18 protein-coding genes are annotated in these 19,733 nt (G+C 65.9%); 7 read left to right on the top strand and 11 right to left on the bottom strand.

Going from position 1 to position 19,733, the window contains the following annotated elements; translation table 11 throughout:
* Positions 1-10 precede the first annotated feature (10 nt).
* The gene (locus tag WCE59_RS09790; protein ID WP_343258578.1) at positions 11-1,408 is read left to right on the top strand and encodes an amidase; all 1,398 of its coding nucleotides are present in this window, start codon (positions 11-13) and stop codon (positions 1,406-1,408) included.
* Positions 1,405-2,655: a CaiB/BaiF CoA transferase family protein gene (locus WCE59_RS09785; protein WP_343258577.1), complete on the top strand. Its 1,251-nt coding sequence runs from the start codon at positions 1,405-1,407 to the stop codon at positions 2,653-2,655. Before WCE59_RS09790 ends, WCE59_RS09785 begins: the two co-directional genes overlap by 4 nt.
* Here the strand turns inward: WCE59_RS09785 and WCE59_RS09780 are convergent.
* From WCE59_RS09780 to WCE59_RS09760, 5 genes are all read right to left on the bottom strand, one after another.
* Positions 2,645-3,532 carry a hypothetical protein gene (locus WCE59_RS09780; protein ID WP_343258576.1) on the bottom strand — a complete coding sequence of 296 codons (888 nt, stop codon included), beginning with the start codon at positions 3,530-3,532 and terminating at the stop codon, positions 2,645-2,647. The genes WCE59_RS09785 and WCE59_RS09780 overlap by 11 nt on opposite strands.
* Positions 3,529-4,050: a LeuD/DmdB family oxidoreductase small subunit gene (locus WCE59_RS09775; protein ID WP_343258575.1), complete on the bottom strand. Its 522-nt coding sequence runs from the start codon at positions 4,048-4,050 to the stop codon at positions 3,529-3,531. Before WCE59_RS09775 ends, WCE59_RS09780 begins: the two co-directional genes overlap by 4 nt.
* Positions 4,047-5,318 (bottom strand): 3-isopropylmalate dehydratase large subunit, encoded by a 1,272-nt coding sequence (locus WCE59_RS09770; protein WP_343258574.1) that lies wholly within the window; start codon positions 5,316-5,318, stop codon positions 4,047-4,049. Before WCE59_RS09770 ends, WCE59_RS09775 begins: the two co-directional genes overlap by 4 nt.
* 75 nt (positions 5,319-5,393) lie before the next feature.
* Complete coding sequence (locus tag WCE59_RS09765; protein ID WP_343258573.1) at positions 5,394-7,511, bottom strand: TonB-dependent receptor; 2,118 nt, start codon at positions 7,509-7,511, stop codon at positions 5,394-5,396.
* A gap of 300 nt (positions 7,512-7,811) precedes the next feature.
* Positions 7,812-8,606, bottom strand: coding sequence for a GntR family transcriptional regulator (locus WCE59_RS09760; RefSeq protein ID WP_343258572.1), 795 nt, complete (start codon positions 8,604-8,606; stop codon positions 7,812-7,814).
* A 77-nt stretch (positions 8,607-8,683) separates the two neighbouring features.
* On the opposite strand from WCE59_RS09760, the gene WCE59_RS09755 reads away from it, so the two are divergent.
* The 3 genes from WCE59_RS09755 to WCE59_RS09745 are packed head-to-tail and all read left to right on the top strand — an operon-like array spanning position 8,684 to position 11,927.
* Complete coding sequence (locus WCE59_RS09755; protein ID WP_343258571.1) at positions 8,684-9,478, top strand: enoyl-CoA hydratase/isomerase family protein; 795 nt, start codon at positions 8,684-8,686, stop codon at positions 9,476-9,478.
* A complete protein-coding gene (locus tag WCE59_RS09750) occupies positions 9,475-10,515 on the top strand; it encodes a nitrilase-related carbon-nitrogen hydrolase (RefSeq protein ID WP_343258570.1) in 1,041 nt (346 codons plus the stop codon). Before WCE59_RS09755 ends, WCE59_RS09750 begins: the two co-directional genes overlap by 4 nt.
* Positions 10,512-11,927 (top strand): aldehyde dehydrogenase family protein, encoded by a 1,416-nt coding sequence (locus WCE59_RS09745; protein ID WP_343258569.1) that lies wholly within the window; start codon positions 10,512-10,514, stop codon positions 11,925-11,927. Before WCE59_RS09750 ends, WCE59_RS09745 begins: the two co-directional genes overlap by 4 nt.
* Before the next feature lie 50 nt (positions 11,928-11,977).
* Here the strand turns inward: WCE59_RS09745 and prpB are convergent, their stop codons facing one another.
* The 6 genes from prpB to WCE59_RS09715 are packed head-to-tail and all read right to left on the bottom strand — an operon-like array spanning position 11,978 to position 18,397.
* On the bottom strand, positions 11,978-12,865 hold the full coding sequence (prpB, locus tag WCE59_RS09740; protein ID WP_343258568.1) for a methylisocitrate lyase: 888 nt from the start codon (positions 12,863-12,865) through the stop codon (positions 11,978-11,980).
* Positions 12,866-12,881: 16 nt separating this feature from the next.
* The gene (locus tag WCE59_RS09735; protein ID WP_343258698.1) at positions 12,882-14,519 is read right to left on the bottom strand and encodes an electron transfer flavoprotein-ubiquinone oxidoreductase; all 1,638 of its coding nucleotides are present in this window, start codon (positions 14,517-14,519) and stop codon (positions 12,882-12,884) included.
* 41 nt (positions 14,520-14,560) lie between these two features.
* The gene (locus WCE59_RS09730) at positions 14,561-15,496 is read right to left on the bottom strand and encodes a polysaccharide deacetylase family protein (RefSeq protein ID WP_343258567.1); all 936 of its coding nucleotides are present in this window, start codon (positions 15,494-15,496) and stop codon (positions 14,561-14,563) included.
* A complete protein-coding gene (locus tag WCE59_RS09725; protein WP_343258566.1) occupies positions 15,493-16,431 on the bottom strand; it encodes a polysaccharide deacetylase family protein in 939 nt (312 codons plus the stop codon). The genes WCE59_RS09730 and WCE59_RS09725 overlap by 4 nt, the downstream gene beginning before the upstream one ends.
* Complete coding sequence (locus WCE59_RS09720) at positions 16,428-17,093, bottom strand: isochorismatase family protein (protein ID WP_343258565.1); 666 nt, start codon at positions 17,091-17,093, stop codon at positions 16,428-16,430. The genes WCE59_RS09725 and WCE59_RS09720 overlap by 4 nt, the downstream gene beginning before the upstream one ends.
* 32 nt (positions 17,094-17,125) lie before the next feature.
* The gene (locus WCE59_RS09715; RefSeq protein ID WP_343258564.1) at positions 17,126-18,397 is read right to left on the bottom strand and encodes an MFS transporter; all 1,272 of its coding nucleotides are present in this window, start codon (positions 18,395-18,397) and stop codon (positions 17,126-17,128) included.
* A 167-nt stretch (positions 18,398-18,564) separates the two neighbouring features.
* On the opposite strand from WCE59_RS09715, the gene WCE59_RS09710 reads away from it, so the two are divergent.
* A complete protein-coding gene (locus WCE59_RS09710; protein WP_343258563.1) occupies positions 18,565-18,873 on the top strand; it encodes a hypothetical protein in 309 nt (102 codons plus the stop codon).
* Positions 18,874-18,881: 8 nt separating this feature from the next.
* Positions 18,882-19,724, top strand: coding sequence for an SDR family NAD(P)-dependent oxidoreductase (locus tag WCE59_RS09705; protein ID WP_343258562.1), 843 nt, complete (start codon positions 18,882-18,884; stop codon positions 19,722-19,724).
* The last annotated feature ends 9 nt before the right edge of the window (positions 19,725-19,733 follow it).

Genomic DNA, 19,733 nt, shown 5'->3' with positions numbered 1-19,733 from the left:
GTCCGGCGCAATGACCCCGGCCAATGCCGACGTGCTGACAGCGGACCTGGTGACGCAGGCGGGGCTGCTGGAGCGCGGGGAGATCTCGGCCGTGCAGTTGATCGAATGGCAGCTGGCGGCCATCGAGGCCAGTCAGCCGGTGATCAACAGCTACCTGCACGTGGATGCCGATGTCGCACTGGCGGCGGCCGCTGACTCCGATGCGCGCCGCGCGCGTGGCCAGGCCCGCGCGCTGGAAGGGGTGCCGGTAGCGGTGAAGGACAATATCGATGCCGCCGGCATGCGGACCACTGCAGGCATGGCGATCCTGAGTGAGGCGCCGCCCGCAGCGGCCGACAACCCTGCCGTCGCGGGTTTGCGGGCCGCAGGGGCGGTAATCATCGGCAAGCTCAACATGCATGAAGCGGCGCTGGGCGCCGACAACGACAACCCGCACTTCGGTGCCTGCCACAACCCGCATCGCCCGGGCTTCACCCCCGGCGGTTCCAGCGGCGGCAGCGGCGCGGCGGTCGCGGCCGGCCTGTGCGCGGCGGCACTGGGTACCGACACCATGGGTTCGGTGCGCATTCCTGCCAGCTATTGCGGCGTGTTCGGTTTGAAGCCGACCTGGGGCGCGGTCAGCACCCGCGGCACGGTGCCCTTGTGCCGGCGGCTGGATCACATCGGGCCGCTGGCGCGCTCGGCGCGCGACCTCGGTGTCCTGCTGGAAGCGATGACAGGGTTTGATCCGGACTGTGCCCAGTCCAGGGCGGTCCGGTTTGCCTCGCCGCATACAGGCCCGTTGCGTATCGGCGTGGTCGACTTCGGCGATGAGGCCGGGATTGATGCCGATGTGCAGCAGGCCGTCGATGCGGGCCTGCAATGCATGCTTGGACTGGGTCACAGTCGCGTGGATCTGCCGGCTCCGGAGTTTCCTTCCGGGCAGGCGCGTCGTGCGGGCCTGCTGATGTGCGAGGCGGAGCTGCTGGTGGAGCACGCGGACGCCTGGCACAGGCGTCGGGAAGAGTTTTCACCGCTGCTGGCGAAGCTGATGGGCTGGGCCGAGGCGCGCTCGGCCGCGGAACTCGCCGCCGCCTCGCTGCTGGTCGATCGCGCCCAGGTGCAACTGCAGCAGTGGCTGCGCGATTGCGATGTGCTGCTGATGCCCACCACGCCGCAGCGCGCTTTCTCCTTTGGCAGTCCGGTTCCGGCCAACCAGGCCGACCTGACCGCGTACGCCAACATGGCCGGCAATCCAGCGCTTTCTCTGCCGCTGCCGGTGGCAACGGGCGAGCTTCCGGTGGGCATGCAGCTGGTCGGCCACAGCGGTGACGATCTGCGGCTGGTGGCCCTGGCGGCGGCCTTCCAGGACGCGACGGGATGGAAGGCGGGCCTGCCGGTAGCGAGCAGGGAGTGGTGGCCGGCATGAGCAGTCCACTTGATGGCGTACGGGTGCTGGATCTTTCCCGGATTCTGGCGGGTCCCTGGGCCACCCAGGTGCTGGCCGACTTCGGCGCCGAGGTGATCAAGGTCGAGCGTCCCGGTGTGGGTGATGACACGCGGAGCTGGGGTCCGCCCTTCCTGACCGACAGCGAAGGCAATGCCACTGCCGAATCCGCGTATTACCTGGGCGCCAACCGCGGCAAGCGCTCGCTGGCAATCGACTTCACCAGCGCAGAAGGCCAGCGCCTGATCCGCGAGTTGGCAGCGTGCAGCGATGTGCTGGTGGAAAACTACAAGGTCGGTGGGCTGGCCAAATACGGCCTGGACCATGCCAGCCTCAAGGCCGTGAACCCGAAGCTTGTGTACTGCTCGATCACCGGCTTTGGCCAGAGCGGCCCGTATGCACATCGTGCGGGCTACGACGCTGCCATCCAGGCCATTGGGGGGCTGATGAGCATCACCGGCGAGCCCGATGGTGCACCCGGCGGCGGGCCACAAAAGGTCGGCGTCGCCGTCGCGGACCTGATGACCGGCATGTACGCAGTAGCGGCGATCCTTGCCGCGTTGCGCCACGCCGAACGCACCGGCGAGGGCCAGCACATTGATCTGGCGCTGCTTGACACCCAGGTGGCGTGGTTGGCCAACCAGGCCATGAACCACCTGGTGGCCGGCACGGTGCCGCAGCGCCAGGGCACGGCGCATCCCAACATCGTGCCGTATCAGGTGATGCCGGCGGCCGACGGCTACTTCATGCTGGCGGTGGGCAATGACGGCCAGTTTGCGCGCTTGTGCGCGGTGCTCGGTGAGCCGGAACTGGCGCATGAGCCGCGCTATGCCACCAATGCGGCGCGCGTGGCGAACCGTGAAGCGCTGATCGCCCATCTGTCGGCGCGCCTGGCACAGCGTCCGGCTGCCGAATGGCTGGAGGGACTCGAGCAGGCCACGGTGCCCTGCGCTCCGGTCAACCGCATCGACCAGGTATTCGAGGATCCGCAGGTGCTGGCACGCGGGCTGCGCGTGGACCTGCCGCATCCACAGGCGGGGACTGTGCCGGGCGTCGCCAATCCGGTGCGTTTTTCCGCCACCCCGGTCACCTACGGCCGCGCCGCGCCGCTGCTGGGTGAAGACAGCGACGCCGTGCTGCGCGAGCTGTTGAACCTGGATGACAGTGCGATTGCCCGTCTGCGGGGGGCGGGGGTGGTCGGCGGTCACCGGCCCGGTATTACCCGATGACGGGCTGTTCGATCAGCTCCACCCGCTCACCACTCGGGCCTTGCCACAGGCCGGCCCGGCGACCCTGGTAACCCGCGGCATCCAGATGGATCACCGGACCCAATCCGGCGATATCCCCGTCCAGCCGATCGCGTTCGATACTGACCAGGTGCACGCCGGCATAGCGGACGCCGGGCTTGCGGGGAGAGGCTGGCGCAACTTCGTCGATCTCGATCAGGCAGCGGTCACGGAACTGCAGCACGGCCACCGGGTAGCGGGACTCCAGCGGTCGATCGAGGGCGTGGTTGAGCACGGTGATCCGGGTATCGAAAGCCCACGCGTCGCGTCCGGCCAGCGCCTCCCAGGCGGCCTGCGTGCGGTCGCGATCGGGGGTTGAGAGCACCACGATGAACGGCCGGTCCACCGGCAGCGAAGTCTGCGGCAGTTCGAACGGCGGCACGTCCGCCCGCACCTGGGTGAAGTAGTACAGCTCACCGCTCGGCCCCAGCACCTGGCATGCGCGGATGTCCGGGCTCACGTCCAGGTCCGCAGGTGGACGCAGCATGCGCCAGTTGTCGGGGAGTGAGGCGGCCAACGTGTCGACGTCGGCCACCAGGACTTCCAGCGACAGCCAGCCGTGCAGCTGCATGGGGGGTTGCGTGACTGCGGAGGGAGCTTCCACCACGCGCAGCCAGGGTGCAGCGCCGGTGGCTATCCAAGCCACGCGCATGCCAGCAAGGTCATCGAGTACCAGGTGGCTGGCAAGCTCCGGGTGAAGCGTTTCCAGCCCGGAAACCTGCGCGCCCAGTGCCTGTTGATAGCTGGCCAGCGCCACATCGAAGTCGGGCGCGAGCACGGTGGCGGAACAGATGCGGCCCAGATGCGCTGGTGTGTTCATGCCTGCGGATCCTGTCCGCCAGCCTGGTCGCGCTCGGCTGCCAGGCGGCGCTCCAGCCAGGGCATCAACCCGCCAACCTGCACGATCTCCATCAGTTGGGGTGGCAGCTGCTGGCAGGCGTGGCGGGTGCCGCGGGTGTGGTTGATGACCAGCCCTTCTGCCGGACGCACTTCAATGTCGTCGCCGCGTTCAGCCACCAGGTCTGGGCAGGCCATCGCCGGCAGGCCGAGATTGAGGGCATTGCGATAGAAGATGCGGGCGAAGGATTTCGCCACAACTGCACCCACGCCCAGTTGGACCAGTGCCTGCACGGCCTGCTCGCGGGAGGAGCCGATGCCAAACGATGCCCCGCCCACCACGAGGTCACCCGTGCGGACCTCTCCGGCAAAGGCCGGGTCGATCGCTTCAAGGCAGTGTGCTGCAAGCACCTCGAGCGGCTCGCGCATCCACGGGCCCGGTGCCAGCAGATCGGTATCGATGTTGTCGCCGAACACGAAAGCGCGGCCTCGCACCTTCATGGCGCTGCCTCCAGCAATTCGCGTGGATCGCAGATATGGCCTTTCACTGCGCCGGCCGCCACCGAATAGGGGGAGCCGAGGTAGACCTGTGCCTGCGCCGAGCCCATGCGGCCCTTGAAGTTGCGTGCGGTGGTGGACAGGCAGACTTCGCCTGCGGCCAACATGCCGGCGCCCATGCCGGCGCAGGCGCCGCAGCCGCTTGGCAGCAGGATCGCGCCGGCATCGGTGAGTGTGGCAAGGGTGCCTTCCGCCGCGGCCTGAGCCGTCATTGCAACCGAAGCCGGGGCAATCAGCAGTCGGGTGCCGGAAGCCACCTTGCGCCCGGCGAGCACCTTGGCGGCCATGCGCAGATCGCTCAGCTTGGCGCCGGTGCAAGCGCCAATGTAGGCCTGGTCGATGCGGGTGCCTTCAAGGTCCGCCACCGGCGCACTGTTGGCCGGACTGTGCGGTGCGGCGATGTGCGGTGCGAGTGCGCCGGCATCGTAGCGGTGCTGGGCGCTGAAATCGGCGTCGTCGTCGCTGTGCCAGTGGCTGATATCGCCCTGGAACGGGTGCCCGGCTTCGCGCAGCGCGGCCAGGGTGGTGTCGTCGGGCGCGATGATACCGGTTTCAGCGCCAAGTTCTGCGGCCATGTTGCACAGGGTCATGCGCTCATGCATGGGCATGGCCGCCACGGCGCTGCCGGTGTATTCGAACACCTCGCCCTCGTTACCCATGCCGTGGGCAGCGCACAGCATCAGCATCACGTCCTTGGCGCTGACGCCTTCGCCCAGCACACCGTCCAACACGACACGCGTTGTGCGGGGAACCTGCAGCCAGACTTCTCCGGTGACCAGGGCGCCGGTGATGTCGGTGGCCCCCATGCCGACCATGAACGCGCCATAGGCACCTCCGCTGGGCGAATGCGAATCCCCGCCCACGCAGAACATGCCCGGCCGGACGTGGCCATGTTCCTGCAGCACCACGTGACAGATGCCGAGCATGTCGTAGTGACGGACGCCCTGCTCGCGCGCCCAGCGACGGGTGAGAGCCAGGATCTCGGCGCTCTCAAGGTCCACCGCCGGCACGAAGTGATCGCTGACCACCACCACCTTGTCCGGATCCCAGACCCGGGCCCCCAGTTTCTCCAGGCGCGCGGCCACCCGTCGGGGGCCGCCGGAGTCATGCATCATCAGCAGGTCGAGCCGCGCAGTCAGGATCTCTCCCGGAGTCACGGCATCTCTGCCGCAGGCGCGGGCGATGATTTTCTGGGCGAGTGTGGCGCTCAAACCGGACGTCTCCGAATGGGTGGCAAGAGCCACAATGATATATCTATATAGCTAATTGGCCGCAGCCCGGTCCGGCTACATCCTGTACTTGAATTCCAGTCCGTAGCTGCGCGGCAGGTTGGGGTACACCGTGCCGATGCCCAGCGCGGGGATATCGAAGCCGCCGGTGACGATGAACTCATCGGTCAGGTTCTTGCCCCACAGTGCCACCGACCAGTTGCTGTTATGCGGCTCGTAGGCGATCCGTGCATTGACCTCGGCATGGGCGTTGGTCATGACCAGCCGGGTGGCATCCTGGTTCTGGAAGTAGCTGTCGGTGTAGCGCGCGGTACCGCTGAACACCAGGTCGGCGGCACCGACCGGCTGGACATACGTCGCCCCCAGGGTTCCCTGCATGTCAGGCATGTACTTCATGTCGAGCCCACGGAAATAGTCGGCATTGGTCTCGTTGAAGTTCTGGTACTCGCCATCCATGGTGCCGATGCTGGCGGTGAGATTGAGCTTGCGGGTGGCCTGGAGGGCCAGGTCCAGCTCGATGCCCTGGATCAATGCACCAGTTGCGTTGGTGGTGACGAACACGCCTTCCGGGTTGACCGCCGCCAGCTGGATGCCGTCGTAGTCCAGCCGGTAGTAGTTCGCGTTCAGCCGCAGGCGGTTGTTCCACAGGCTGGATTTGATGCCCAGCTCATATGCGATCAGTGTTTCCTCGTCGATCGGGGCAACGGTTTCATAGGTGGTGCCGCGACCGTTGTAGCCGCCGCTCTTGAAGCCGGTGGTGACCGACGCGTAGCCCATGATGTTGTCCCTGAAGTCATAGTCCAGCAGGACCTTCCAGTCGGGACGGGTCCAGCTCTTGTCCATGGCCTTGTCGAAGACCGGCGTGCCGTCGGGCTGCACGGCGCGCACGCTGAAATCCTTGTTCTCGTAGCTGTAGCGGCCGCCCAGGGTCAGCGCCAGGCGTTCGTTGAGATCCCAGGTGCCCTGTGCATACAGTGCGTAGGCCGAGGTGTCCTGGCTGACGTAGTGGGTATTTCCGCGAGTGAAGACATCGCTGCGGGTGGGTTGGCTGTTGCTTTCCTGGAAAGCAAACACGCCGGCTACCCAGTTGAAGCGCCCTTCGTTGTAGGACGTGACCTGGGCCTCGTACCCGCGCTGCTTCTGGCGTTGGTCCTGCTCGACGTGGAAGACCATGCGGTCGCTGCCGTCCACGTCCATATAGAAGTGGTGGTCCATGGTGCGGTAGTGGAGGATGTGGCGCATGCCGAATGACCCGTAGTCGGTCTCGCTGGTGAGCGCCACGCCGAACTGGTCGAGCTCGTTGAATCCCAGGGTGTCGGTCTGGGTGGTGTAGAAATCACCCAGCACCGGCACGCGCTCGCCATCCATCATCATCGCCGGCGATGCCCAGGTGGGCAGTGAACGCTCGGACAGCCGCTCGATGCTGAGCGTGGCGTAGGACGCTTCACCCCAGGGGCTGGCGAAGGAGAGCCGTCCGGCCAGCACGTCCTGGTCGTTTACCCGGCGGTCGTTGGTGCGGTCGTAAACATAGCCGTCGCGGTTACGGGTCAGCACAGCAGCGGTCACGTCCAGCGACTCACCCAGCCGGGTAGCTGCGGTGGCGCGGGCGTCGCGACGGCCGAAGTTGCCGACGTTGGCGTTGAATTCCAGACGGTCCTCGCCGGTCGGCTTGCGGGTGATGTAGCGGATCGCGCCGCCGGTGGCGTTACGTCCGTACAGCGTGCCCTGTGGGCCACGCAGCACCTCGATGCGCTCGACGTCGTACAGATCGAACATCGCGCCGTTCTGGCGGGGAATGTAGACGTCATCCACATACATCGCGATCGCCGGATCGTTGGTGAACATCGATTCGTCGGCGCCCACGCCGCGCATGATGATCTTGGCGCCCGAGCTGGTGCCGGTGTTCTGCTCGACGATGATGTTTGGGGTCACGGTGCGCAGGTCGTCCACCCGCGTAACCTGCATGCGATCGAGCTGCTCGCCGCTGATCACGGTCAGCGTCATCGGGGTTTTCTGGGATTGTTCTTCCCGCCGTTGCGCGGTGACGGTGACGGCATCGAGCTGGACAGCGCTCTCGTCGGTCGGTGGGTTCTGCGTTTGCTGGGCAGTGACCGGCGCGGTGAGCGCGACGAGGATGGCCATGGCCAGTGCGCGGCGGCACGGAAGGTTCTTCATCGCAAATACCTGTTTTGTCTGGCGGGAGTAGAGCGGTTATTGGCGCTATTGATATATCAATAGCGCACCGAGTATCCCGCTCTTTGTCCGGACATTCAACGGCAGCCAGCGGCAGCGCCAGCTTTTTTGGCAAGTTGTTGAAATCACCAGGTTTTTACCCGCTTTACCTGGTTTTCAGAGTGTCACCGGGCCTTGCGGGAACGGATAATGCTGCAGCGCGCAATATTATTGCGGTGCAGCAATCCGGGTTATTGGGTCGATAATGCGAAGTGCATCACAGGACTCCGCAGACAGTCACGCTCAGCCGTCCGAGCTGCCATCCGCTTCGATATCCATCTTCATCCGATACGAGAACTGGTCGGGTCGGTAAAGGATGTTGAGCAGATCCACCAGCTGGCCTTCCTCGTTGTAGGAACGCCTGTCCAGCGCCAGTAGGGCGGCTCCCGGCTCCACCTGAAGGTGCATCGCGGTTACGGCGTCGGCATTGACCGCAGACAACACCTGCTCGACCTGGCGGATGTCGATGCCGATGTCGCGAAACAGTTTCAGCCGCGAGGTGGTGGCCAGCGCCTTCTCGCTGAAGGCCTCCCGGTCGGTGCGGGTCCAGCTGGTGTAGTGGCCAAAGGGGATGTTGCCACGCAGGCGCAGGCGAATGGCGTGGGTCAACGGTTCGTCGACCGCCGTATCGAACAGCGCACGGACCGGGTCGGATGGCGTGGCGCGCCGGAACTGGAGCAGCTTCACCCGGGTTTCTTCGGCCAGCACCTCGAGCGTTTCCAGCAGCCCGGTCAGCGGGCTTTGCATGGGCTTCGGGCGCGAGCGGTGGATCACGTGGGTGCCCTTGCCGCGGCGACGCTCCACCAGCCCCTCGGCGGCGAGCTCATCCAGAGCGCGCTTGGCTGTAATCCGCGATACGCCGAAGGCCGCAGCGAGCTCGAACTCGGTCGGTATGCGCGAGCCGCAGGGGATCTCGCCGCTGAGAATGCGGTCATGCAGCAGCAGGAACATCTGGTGATACAGCGGCGTGGGCAGGTCGGTGCGCAGCAGCCGCTGTGCTTCGGGGCCCAGCAGCGTGGCCAGTGCGTCGTATGACATTGCTTCACCCACCTAATGCCTGAATGCTATAACGATAGAACAAATAAGCAGGGCGGTAAGCATTTGTGGGTAACGAGGTGATCAGCTGCAGCCTGTCCGGCAGGGTTGCACGCATTGGCATCAATCGGCCGGATAAACGCAACGCGCTGGCCAATCGCCACTGGGTGGCGCTGGAGGCGGCGCTGGACCGGATCGCGGTGTCGGCGGCGGACATCCTGGTGTTGTCAGGTGTGCCCGGTGCGTTCAGTGCCGGAGCCGACATCGACGAGCTGGGCGAGCTGTTGGCCACTCCCGAAGCCTATGCATCGGGCAATGTCGTCGTGCAGCGCACCCAGTTGAAACTGCAGCGCTTGCCGCAGACCACGATCGCAGTCATTGATGGCGCGTGCGTGGGTGGCGGCCTCGGTCTTGCCCTGGCCTGCGACCTGCGCTTGGCCAGTGACCGGGCCCGCTTTGCCATCACCCCCGCGAAGCTGGGTCTGGTCTACAGCGCTGAAGACAGCCGCCGTCTGGTGCACGCAGTGGGCATGGCGCGGGCCAGGGAGATGCTGCTGACCGGGCGCCTGCTGGATGCCGCCACGGCCGCTGGCTGGGGCCTGGTCCACCAGATCGTGGACACAGGCGACCTGGCAGGGGCGGAAGCCACGCTGGTTGAGAGTCTGCAGGCGACGTCCGGCCAGGCCCGACGCGGCATCAAGACCGTGCTTGCCCATGTGGGTAATGACCCTGCAGTAGCGTCCGCGGAAGCTGCCGAAGCTTTCAACGCCGCTTTCCGCAGCAGCGACTTTGCCGAAGGGGCCGCTGCGTTCCTGACCCGGCGCCCACCCGTTTTTTCCGGGGGAGTGTTGTCCGGTGGAGAAACACAGCCATGACCGATATCGCCTACCGTGCCCTTGCGCTGCAGTCGACCTGCCATGCGGTCAACGCCTGTGCCGACGTCGACGAGGCGCGTGCGGCCATCGATGCCAACATTGCACGCATCGCCCGCCAGTTACCTGCGTCCAAGGCCTTCATCGGTCCCGACCTGAAACTGGTGGTGTTGCCGGAGTATTTCGCCACAAGCTATCCGCTGGGCGACACCATCCCGGGCTGGGCTGCCAAGGCCGGTTTCGACATGGATGGCCGGGAATACGAACGCCTGGGTCGCATTGCCCAGGATAACGGCGTGTACCTGGTATCCAATGCGTACGAGCGGGATCCGAATTTTCCCGACCTGTACTTCCAGTCCCAGGTGGTGCTCGACGATGCCGGCAACCAGGTGCTGCGCTACCGGAGGCTGGTGTCGCTGTTTGCCCCCAGCCCGCATGACGTCTGGAGCCGTTACCTCGATCTTTACGGCATCGACGGCGTGTTCCCGGTGGCGCGTACGCCGATCGGCAACCTGGCCTGCATAGCTTCAGAGGAAATCCTCTATCCGGAAATCGCCCGGGCCCACGGCCTGCGCGGTGCCGAGGTGCTGCTGCACTGCACGTCGGAGGTCGGCAGCCCGGAGCTGACCCCCAAGGACATCGCCAAGCGTGCTCGTGCGATCGAGAACATGGCCTTCGTGGTGTCGGCCAACACAGCGGGCATTGCCGGGGTGGATATCCCGATGGGCAGCGCCGATGGGATGAGCAAAATCATCGACGACCAGGGCCGGGTGCTGGCGGCGGCCGGTGGCGGTGAATCGATGGCGGCCAATGCGGAGATCGACGTGACCGGCCTGCGGCGCCGACGCAGGCGTCCGGGCATGGGCAACTTCCTGTCCCGGCTTCCCGATGCGGCGGTTGCCGCTGGGGTGGCGCCGGTCGCGCTGGCCCCGAACCAGCTGCTTGAAAACGGAGAAGCAAAGGTGCCGCAGCGCGCTGACTTCGCCGCCCGCCAGCGGGCCAGCATCGAGCGACTGATCGAGTTGGGAGTGGTGGAATGAGCGCTGACACTATTCCGCTGCGCAATCCACGTACGGGCGAACACGACGGCGATCTGGACATGTGTCCAGCCGGTGAAGTCGAGGCGGCAGGCCTGCGTCTGCGCGAAGCGCAGCGCGCCTGGGCCGCGATGGGCGTGGAAGCGCGCTGCGCCCGCCTGTCTGCGCTCGCCGATGCGCTTGAAGTCCGCCGTGACGTGATGGTCGATCGACTGCTGGCAGATACCGGTCGCTGGCATGAATCGCTGGTTGAGCTGGAAGGTTCCGTGGCCGCGATCCGCCGCTGGGCGGCGCAGGCGCCGGACTGCCTGCCGGAGACGTCGCTGCGCCAGGAGGCGATTCCCTTCATCCAGTCTCAGCAGACCTGGGTTGCGTACCCGATGGTGGGAGTGATCAGTCCCTGGAACTTCCCGCTGATGCTCACCCTGATCGACGCCATTCCGGCCCTTGCCGCTGGCTGCACGGTGCTGGCCAAGCCCAGCGAGGTGACTTCCCGCTTCGTACCGGTGTTGCGCGATGCGCTGGAGGACGCGGGCCTGGGTGACGTGTTTACGCTGGTCACCGGCGCCGGTGGCACGGGCCAGGCCGTGATCGAGGCCAGTGACAAGATCTGCTTCACCGGTTCGGTCGCTACAGGGCGCCGGGTGGCCGAAGCCTGTGCGCGCCGATTCATTCCCGCATCCCTGGAGCTGGGCGGCAAGGACCCGGCCCTGGTGCTCTCCGATGCCGATATCGATCATGCGGCGCGGGCGCTGGCCTGGGGCAGCTTCGTCAACGGTGGTCAGAGCTGCATGTCGATCGAGCGTGTGTATGTGGAAGCACCGGTCGCCGATGCGTTCATCGATGCGCTGGTGAAGGAGGCATCCAAGCTGCAGCTGGCCTGGCCGGATCCGCAGCGGGGACAGATTGGCCCGATCATCGCCGCCTCGCAGATCGAGCTGGTGCGCGCGCAGCTGGAGGAGGCCCTGGGCCGCGGCGCCCGGGCCCTCACCGGTGGCGCTCTGGTTGAGCACGGCGGCACCTGGTGTCCGCCGACGGTGCTTGTGGACGTAACCGAGGACATGGCGGTGGCGCACGAGGAAAGCTTCGCCGCGGTGCTGCCGGTCATGGTGGTGGCCGATGAAGACGAAGCGGTGCGCCGCGCCAACAACACCGGCTTTGGTCTGTCAGCGGCGGTATTTACCCGGGATGCGGAACGGGCGCAGCGCGTGGCCCGGCAGTTGAATGCCGGCGGCATCTCGATCAACGATGCCTGTCTGACCGGCATGGTGCAGACGGTGGAAAAGCAGAGCTTCGGATTCTCGGGCCTGGGCGGTTCGCGGATGGGCACAGCATCCATCCGCCGATTCGTGCGCGCCCGTGCGCTGCTGGTCAATACCGGTACCGCATCGCCCTGGTGGTTCCCGGCCGCCTGACAGGCGGTTCAAAGCGCCGGAGCCATGTGTGGCTCCGGCCGTCGTCGGACCTACTTGCCGCGGCTGAACAGCGCGTCCAGGCTGCGTTCGTACTCGTGGTAGCCGATGCGCTCGTACAGCTCCTCCCGGGTCTGCATGGAATCGACCATGTTGCGCTGGTGGCCGTCGTTGCGGATCGCGGTGTACACCGCCTCGGCTGCCTTGTTCATGGCGCGGAAGGCGGACAGGGGATAGATCATCATCGCCACGTTCACCGAGGCCAGCTCCTCGCGGGTGAACAGTGGGGTCTGGCCGAATTCGGTCAGGTTGGCGAGCACCGGCACCTTGACCGCATCAACGAAACGGCTGTAGGTGTCCAGATCGTACGAGGCCTCGGCGAAGATGCCGTCGGCGCCGGCCTCGACACAGGCGATCGCGCGCTCAATGGCCGCATCCACGCCCTCCACGGCGATCGCATCGGTTCGCGCGATCAGGAAGAAGTCCGCATCGGTCTTCGCATCGGCGGCTGCCTTCACCCGGTCCACCATCTCACCGAGGCTGACGATCTCCTTGCCCGGGCGGTGGCCACAGCGCTTTGCGCCCACCTGGTCCTCGATATGGCAGGCGGCGCCGCCTGCCTTGATCAGCGACTTCACCGTGCGGGCGATATTGAATGCGCTCGGGCCCAGGCCCGTGTCGATATCAGCAAGCAGCGGCAGGTCGCACACGTCGGTGATGCGGCGCACATCCACCAGCACATCTTCAAGGGTGTTCAGCCCGAGGTCCGGCAGCCCGAGTGAGCCGGCCGCGACGCCACCACCGGACAGATAGATGGCCCGGAAGCCAGCCCGCTTGGCGAGCAGGGCATGGTTGGCGTTGATGGTGCCGGGGATCTGCAGCGGGCTTTCCGCCGCAAGTGCGGCACGGAAGCGCGCACCGGCGCTGGACGGAATGGTCATGGAATATCGTTCCTTCTTACATGGATGGGTAGTTGGGGCCGTCGCCGCCCTGCGGTGCGGTCCAGACGATGTTCTGGGTCGGATCCTTGATGTCGCAGGTCTTGCAGTGCACGCAGTTGGCAAAGTTGATCTGCAGGCGCTCCGCGCCGGCTTCGCCCACGAACTCGTACACGCCCGCGGGGCAATACCGCGCCTCGGGGCCGGCATAGGTGGCCAGGTTCACGGCGACGGGGATCGCAGGATCCTTCAGCCGCAGGTGCGCAGGCTGCTGTTCGTCGTGGTGGGTGCTGGACAGGAAGACCGAGCTGAGCCGATCGAAGGTGAGCACGCCATCCGGCTTGGGGTAGTCGATCCTTGCGTGCTGGTCGGCAGGCTCAAGGCAGGCGTGGTCCGGTGTATCGCGGTGGATTGTCCACGGCGGGTTGCGGATACCAAGCTTCGGCAACAGCCACTGCTCAATGCCGGTCATCAGCGTGGCCGCACGCCGGCCCTTCTTGAACCACTGTTTGAAGTTTTTTGACTGCTGCAGTTCGGCATGCAGCCAGCTCGACTGGAATGCACGGGGGTAGCTTTCCAACACGTCATGGGAGCGCTCCGCGGCGAGGGCGTCGAAGGCTGCTTCCGCGGCCAGCATGCCGGTCTTGATCGCAGCGTGGCTGCCCTTGATGCGGCTGGCGTTGAGGAATCCCGCTTCGCAACCCACCAGTGCCCCACCAGGGAACACCAGTTCGGGCAGGGATAGCAGACCGCCGGCAGTGATGGTTCGGGCGCCGTAGGCAATGCGCGATCCGCCTTCCAGGTGCTTGCGGATGGCCGGGTGGGTTTTGAAGCGCTGGAACTCCTCGAACGGGCTCAACCATGGATTGCTGTAGTCGAGGCCGACCACGAAGCCGACTGCGATTTTCCCGTCTTCGGCGTGGTACAGGAACGAGCCGCCATAGGTGTCGCTGTCCAGCGGCCAGCCGGCGGTGTGCACCACCAGGCCCGGCTGATGGTGGGCGGGATCGGCCTGCCACACCTCCTTGATGCCTATGCCATAGGACTGCGGATCACGGCCCTCGTCCAGCCGAAAGCGCTCGATCAGCTCGCGGCCCAGCTGCCCGCGCGAGCCCTCGGCGAACAGGGTGTACTTCGCATGCAGCTCCATGCCGAGCTGGAATTGCGCGGTGGGCCTGCCGTCGCTGTCCAGGCCCATGTTGCCGGTGGCCACGCCAGTAACGGCCCCGCTGGCGTCATACAGCACCTCAGCGGCGGCGAAGCCCGCGAACACCTCCACGCCAAGGGCTTCGGCCTGCTGCGCCAGCCAGCGCGTCACCGCGCCGAGTGAAACGATGTAGTTGCCACGGTTGTGGAAGCAGTCGGGCAGCAGGAATTCCGGGGTGGAGCGTGAGCCGGTTTCGCCAAGGAACAGAAATTCGTCGCGGGTCACTTCCTGGGTGAGCGGCGCGCCGCGCTCCTTCCAGTCGGGGAACAGCTCGGTCAGGGCGCGCGGGTCCATGATCGCGCCGGAGAGCACGTGGGCGCCCGGCTCCGATCCCTTTTCCAGCACGCACACAGACAGGTCGCGCTGCGCTTTTTCGGCCTGCTGCTTCAGGCGGATTGCCGCTGCCAGTCCAGCCGGGCCGGCGCCCACCACCACCACGTCGTATTCCATGGATTCGCGCGGTCCGTGCGCGGCCAGCAGTTCTTCCGGTGTCAAGGTGACTCTCCCGTGGCGGCGGCCGCGATGATGTCACTGGGCGCCGCGTTCCAGATGTCCCCGGCCCGTGCGGCCAGGTGCGCGAGGGCGCGCTCAAGGTGTGATATCCGGTGTGGCTGGCCCATCACCCAGGGGTGGATGTTGAGCGCCAGCATCCGCCCGTGCCCGGTTCGCGTGGCTTCTTCCAGCAGGAAGTCGCAGGCATCAATCACCTGGTCGGCATATTCGGATTCGGCATGCAGGTTCTCGCCGACAATGAAGCGGTCCTCCAGCTCCAGCGCCAGCGGCATCGCGGTGATCGCACCGCCTTTGGTGAAGAAGGGATAGGGCAGCTCGTCATTCACCCAGTCCGCGCACCAGCCGATCCCAGCCGCATGCAGCAGCTCCGGTGTGCGTTCGGATTGCGAGCGTGCCGGCGACAGCCAACCCCGTACCGGGCGCGTCGCCCAGGGCGCCAGTGCTTCCAGACTCTCCTGCACCAGTGCCGCCTCGCGGGCGGGGTCGATGCCGCCGTGATGCACGCTGTCCATGTTCCAGCCGTGGCCGACCAGTTCGAAGCCGGTGGCCTTCAGACGCTGCATCAGCGCCGGGTAGCGCAGGGCCAGCTCGCCGTTGACCGCGACGCTGGCCTGCAAGCCATGTCGGGCCAGCGCCGCCAGCACCCGGAACACGCCCACCCGGTTGCCGTAGTCGCGCAGCGTGTAATGGCGCAGGTCCGGGTAGGGCATGGTCATGCTGCCGTGCGGCTTGAAACCTTCCCCGAGCGGGTTGAGCGGAAAATGCTCCAGGCTGAGGTTCAGCCACAGCGCCAACGGCTTATCTTCCGGCCAGCGCACTGGCGGCCGGTCGGCCAGCATCGACCAGGCATAGCGCTCATGGTCCATGCCATGGCGCATGCGCGGGTACTGGAGGAATTCCGGGGCCAGGCTCATGTCGCGTCCTCCACGGTTACGGATGTGCTGGCCTGGATAGAGGCCAGTGCCGCGTCGTAGTGGTGGTCCAGGTAATGCCGGGCGATTTCGCGCCCGGTGGCTTTCCACACCCCATCGTGGCTGCAGATGTAGTCCATCGCTTCCTCAAAGGCGCGCAGCCGGTGCGGGTGGCTGACCTGGTAGGCGTGCAGCGGCAGGCACATCACGGTGCCGCTCTCTGCGCCCTCCCCATACAGACGGTCGAAGGCGTCCTTGATCATCTGACCGTAGCGGCGCGGCTCGATCCGGTTCACCACGTAAGTGATGGTGTCGTTCAGCTCCAGCGAGTAGGGCACCGAGACGAACCGGCGCCCGCTGCGGGTCTGCACCGGGGTGGGCTGGTCGTCATGGAACAGGTCGCAGGTATAGATGCCGCCGGCTTCGGCGAACAGGTCGATGGTGGATTCCGAATGCGACAGTGCGGGCGCCAGGTAGCCATCGCAGGCCTGGCCGGTGTGTTCGCGGATCATCGCCATCGACTGTTCGATCATCTCCCGCTCCTGGGCCTCGTCCAGGCCATAGGTGTAACGGGTGTTGTAGATGCCGTGGCTGAAGAACTCCCAGTCGCGCTCGGCGGCCAGTGAAATCACTTCCGGATGGTGAACCAGGGTCGCGGTGGACAGCGATACCGAGCCGCGCAACCCGAATCGGTCCATTACCCGCATCATCCGCTGGTGGCCCACCCGGTTTCCGTAGTCCCGGGTGGCATAGCCAAGCACGTCGGGTAGCGGTCGCGGCCACGGCTTGCGGTGCGGGTTGGCTGGCGGCGCGTACTCGTAGAACTCGATGTTGGGCGCGATCCACAGCGCCACCCGTGCGCCGCCCGGCCAGGTGATCTTGGGGCGGGCATCGTAGGGCCAATAGCCGTACAGGCCCGGGTCGGCCTTGCCGGTCATCGCCCGAGCGCCTCCAGCTGACGGACCACCTCGGCCACCGGTTCCACGTCGGCGTACTTGAGCATCATGTCGGCCAGGTTGGCGAAGTGCGGGATCTCGTGCTTGTCGGCCACACATTCCTCCACCACGATCGTGCGGAAGCCGCGCGACAGACTGTCCACCGAGCAGGCGCGCACGCAGCCCGAGGTCGATCCGCCGGTGATGATCAGCGTGTCGATGCGATGAAAGGTCAGCAGCGACCACAGGTTGGTTTCAAAGAACGGGCTGGCCATGCGCTTGTGCATCACGGTGTCGCCCTCGTGCACCTGGGCGCGCGGGTCGATCTGCGCGCGCTCCGAACCATGCTTGATGTTCTGCAGCGAGTCGGGCGTGTTGGTGCGCGTGCCCCACACGCCGGCATCTTCGCCGGACTCGAGGTAGGCGACATACGTCCAGATCACCGGCAACCCACGCTCGCGCAGCATCGCCGAGAGCTGGTTGATGTATTCGATCTGCCGCGGATCGGTTTCATAGGCAGTTCTGAAGGCCTCCATATCGGTATAGGAGCGCTGTACGTCGATGTTGACGATCGCCGGGCGGGTGCCGAAGCCGAACTTCGCGCGGTTGCGGTTGGCCTTCACCTGCTCCCAGTACTGGCGGGCGGTGAGGTCGGAAGATTCCATGACAGGCATTGCAGGGCTCCTGTAATCAGCGGTCAGGGGGTGGCCGGCGCGGCGGAGGGATCAGCCTCGCGTTGCGCGGCCATGTGCACGCGCTCGTTGCGGACCAGCGTGGCTACGGCAAAGGCGATCAATACGAGTGCGCACATGATTCCGAATGCGAGCTGGTAGCTGCCAAAGCGGTCGTAGAGCAGGGCGGTAAACCAGATCCCCAGGCCGGCGGTGATCGCGTCGCACATGGTCACCGTGCCCAGGATCTTGCCCGCCGAAGACAGGCCGAAAGCGTTGACTGCCAGCAGCTGGATCATGGTGTAAAGCCCGCCCCAGCCGAGCCCGAACAGCACCAGTGCGTACCACACCAGAGAAGGGCTGGTGGTGGCCAACAGGATGGCCCCGGCCGCCATGATGGCCAGGTTGGCCAGGAACACCGCCTTGGGCCGGAACAGGTCGGCCAGAAAACCGAACAGGAACTTGCCCACCATGCCCAGGCCAAACATCACCCCCAGAGCATTGCCCGCTTCCTGCGGGGTGAACTCCATGTCGCGCATGTGCAGGAACAGGTTCGCCGAGACCGCCATGATCGAATAGAAGGTGCACATGGCTACCAGTGCCAGCGCCCAGAAGGTGCGGGTGCGAAGTGCCTGGCGATAGCCCAGGTCCGGCAGCGCCGCGGACGCCGCTGCCCGACCGGCCCGGCTGTCATCGACAGGCTGATCTGCGCCCCACGGCTGTGGGCCGGTGGCGCGTGGCGCACGCACCACCAGTGCTACCAGGATCATCAGTGCCACCGGCACCACGGCCAGCCACAGGAAGCTCTCCCGCCAGCCGTGCTCGCCGATCAGCGCGACCACCGCCTGCGGGACGAACACGCCGCCCAGGCTGGTGCCCACCAACGCAATGCCGATGGCTGTGCCGCGCTTGGCCACGAACCACTGCGACACCATGATCACCGCAACGTTGAGGCCCGCGGCCACCAGCACTGCGGCGAAGCCGACGTGGATCAGGTAGACGTGGGTGATCGACTGGATGTTGGCGTAGGCCACGTACAGCGCCGCAAGCATGGCGCAGCCGATGAGTACCAGCACCCGCGGACCGATGCGGTCGATGAGGATGCCCACGAAAGGCGCCATCACGCCCGCCAGCAGCAGGGTGATGAGGTCACGGAACTTGAGTGCGCCACGAGACCATCCGAACTCGTCCAGCAGCGATTCGTCGAAGGCGGAAAGACCGGTGACGGTCAGGCCGTTGGAGACCAGCAGAATCAGCAGGGCCATGATCGCCATGATCCAGGGGAAGCTGCGTTTCATAGTCGATCCTCGTTTCAGCGCGTAGTTGCGGAGTGTGCCGGGATCGGTCCGCCTGGTCGGCGCGGCTTGTGGCACTTGCAGCCGGCTTCAGCGTTGACCCCGATGGGATTACATGCTCAACTTTGTCCGGACAAAGTCTGCCACATCCAGCCAGTCGGAAGGAAGCCATGAATACTGTGATCGTCCTCTTCAACCTCAAGCCCGGTGCCAGTCGCGAGGATTTCGAGCGCTGGGCGCTGGAGCACGACCTGCCAACCGTGAACGGCCTGGCGTCAATGGAATCGTTCGAGGTGCTGCGCAGCCGGGGGCTGCTGATCGGCGAAGGCAAGCCACCCTACGAATACATCGAGGTGATGCGCGTGCCGGACATGGAAGCCTTCGGCCGCGATCTCGCCTCCCCGGAGGTGCAGGCCGGCGCGGCACGCTTCCAGGAGTTTGCCGACAACCCGCTTTTCATCCTCACCGAGAACATCTGAGGTCCTGCATGTCGCGTTTCCCAGAGCTGAAAGACAAAGTTGCGCTGATCACCGGCGCCGGGCGTGCCGGCGGGCTGGGCGAGGGCATCGCCCGCCGCCTGGCCGCTGAAGGCTGTCGGGTGGTGATCACGGATATCGGCAAGGACCGCGGCGCGGAAATGCCGCCTTCGGCGATCGGCAGCGACGAGGAAGTGGCACGCACGGCCGCGGCCATCCGCGCCGACGGCGGTGACTGCACCGCCATGTCGCTGGACGTGCTGGAGGAGTCCCAGGTGGAGGCGGTCATCGCCGAAATCACTGCGACATTTGGTGGCATCGACATCCTGGTGAACAACGCCGGCATCGGCTATCTGATGAAGCCGCTGACCGAGATGGACGCTTCGGAGTGGGATGCGGTGCAGGGCGTGAACCTGCGCGGTGCGTTCCTGTGCATCAAGCACGCCGCGCGGGCAATGAAAGCCCAGGGCCGCGGCGGCCGGATCATCAACATTGCCTCCCAGGCGGCGAAGTCGGGGTTCCCACATGCCGCCGCCTACTGCTCGTCCAAGCACGGAGTGGTGGGCCTGACCCGGGTGGCTGCGATTGAGCTGGGCGATCAGGACATTACTGTCAACGCGGTTTGCCCCAATCACGTCACCACCGGGCTTGGCGCGTGGCAGAACGAGTATTTCGCCAAGCTGACCGGCCAGAGCGTCGAGGATTACCTGGCCGCAATGCGCGGACGTATTCCACTCGGTCGGCCGGGCCGGGCAGAAGACACCGCAGCGGCCTGCGCCTTCCTGTGTTCGGACGATGGTGCCTACATCACCGGCGAGGCGATGAACGTTTCGGGCGGTGAGGAAACCCATTGAGTCAGGAGC

The organism is Luteimonas qiangzhengi (genome assembly GCF_039548515.1).
Lineage (GTDB): Bacteria > Pseudomonadota > Gammaproteobacteria > Xanthomonadales > Xanthomonadaceae > Luteimonas.
Note: the sequence above shows the minus strand (reverse complement) of the source record. Positions and strands in the feature narration are given on the sequence as shown.

Coding starts and splice junctions, on each gene's coding strand:
- WCE59_RS09790 (WP_343258578.1), top strand. CDS start 11: ATGACCCCGGCCAATGCCGACGTGCTGACAGCGGACCTGGTGACGCAG.
- WCE59_RS09785 (WP_343258577.1), top strand. CDS start 1,405: ATGAGCAGTCCACTTGATGGCGTACGGGTGCTGGATCTTTCCCGGATT.
- WCE59_RS09780 (WP_343258576.1), bottom strand. CDS start 3,532: ATGAACACACCAGCGCATCTGGGCCGCATCTGTTCCGCCACCGTGCTC.
- WCE59_RS09775 (WP_343258575.1), bottom strand. CDS start 4,050: ATGAAGGTGCGAGGCCGCGCTTTCGTGTTCGGCGACAACATCGATACC.
- WCE59_RS09765 (WP_343258573.1), bottom strand. CDS start 7,511: ATGAAGAACCTTCCGTGCCGCCGCGCACTGGCCATGGCCATCCTCGTC.
- WCE59_RS09760 (WP_343258572.1), bottom strand. CDS start 8,606: ATGTCATACGACGCACTGGCCACGCTGCTGGGCCCCGAAGCACAGCGG.
- WCE59_RS09750 (WP_343258570.1), top strand. CDS start 9,475: ATGACCGATATCGCCTACCGTGCCCTTGCGCTGCAGTCGACCTGCCAT.
- WCE59_RS09745 (WP_343258569.1), top strand. CDS start 10,512: ATGAGCGCTGACACTATTCCGCTGCGCAATCCACGTACGGGCGAACAC.
- prpB (WP_343258568.1), bottom strand. CDS start 12,865: ATGACCATTCCGTCCAGCGCCGGTGCGCGCTTCCGTGCCGCACTTGCG.
- WCE59_RS09735 (WP_343258698.1), bottom strand. CDS start 14,519: ATGGAATACGACGTGGTGGTGGTGGGCGCCGGCCCGGCTGGACTGGCA.
- WCE59_RS09730 (WP_343258567.1), bottom strand. CDS start 15,496: ATGAGCCTGGCCCCGGAATTCCTCCAGTACCCGCGCATGCGCCATGGC.
- WCE59_RS09725 (WP_343258566.1), bottom strand. CDS start 16,431: ATGACCGGCAAGGCCGACCCGGGCCTGTACGGCTATTGGCCCTACGAT.
- WCE59_RS09720 (WP_343258565.1), bottom strand. CDS start 17,093: ATGGAATCTTCCGACCTCACCGCCCGCCAGTACTGGGAGCAGGTGAAG.
- WCE59_RS09715 (WP_343258564.1), bottom strand. CDS start 18,397: ATGAAACGCAGCTTCCCCTGGATCATGGCGATCATGGCCCTGCTGATT.
- WCE59_RS09710 (WP_343258563.1), top strand. CDS start 18,565: ATGAATACTGTGATCGTCCTCTTCAACCTCAAGCCCGGTGCCAGTCGC.
- WCE59_RS09705 (WP_343258562.1), top strand. CDS start 18,882: ATGTCGCGTTTCCCAGAGCTGAAAGACAAAGTTGCGCTGATCACCGGC.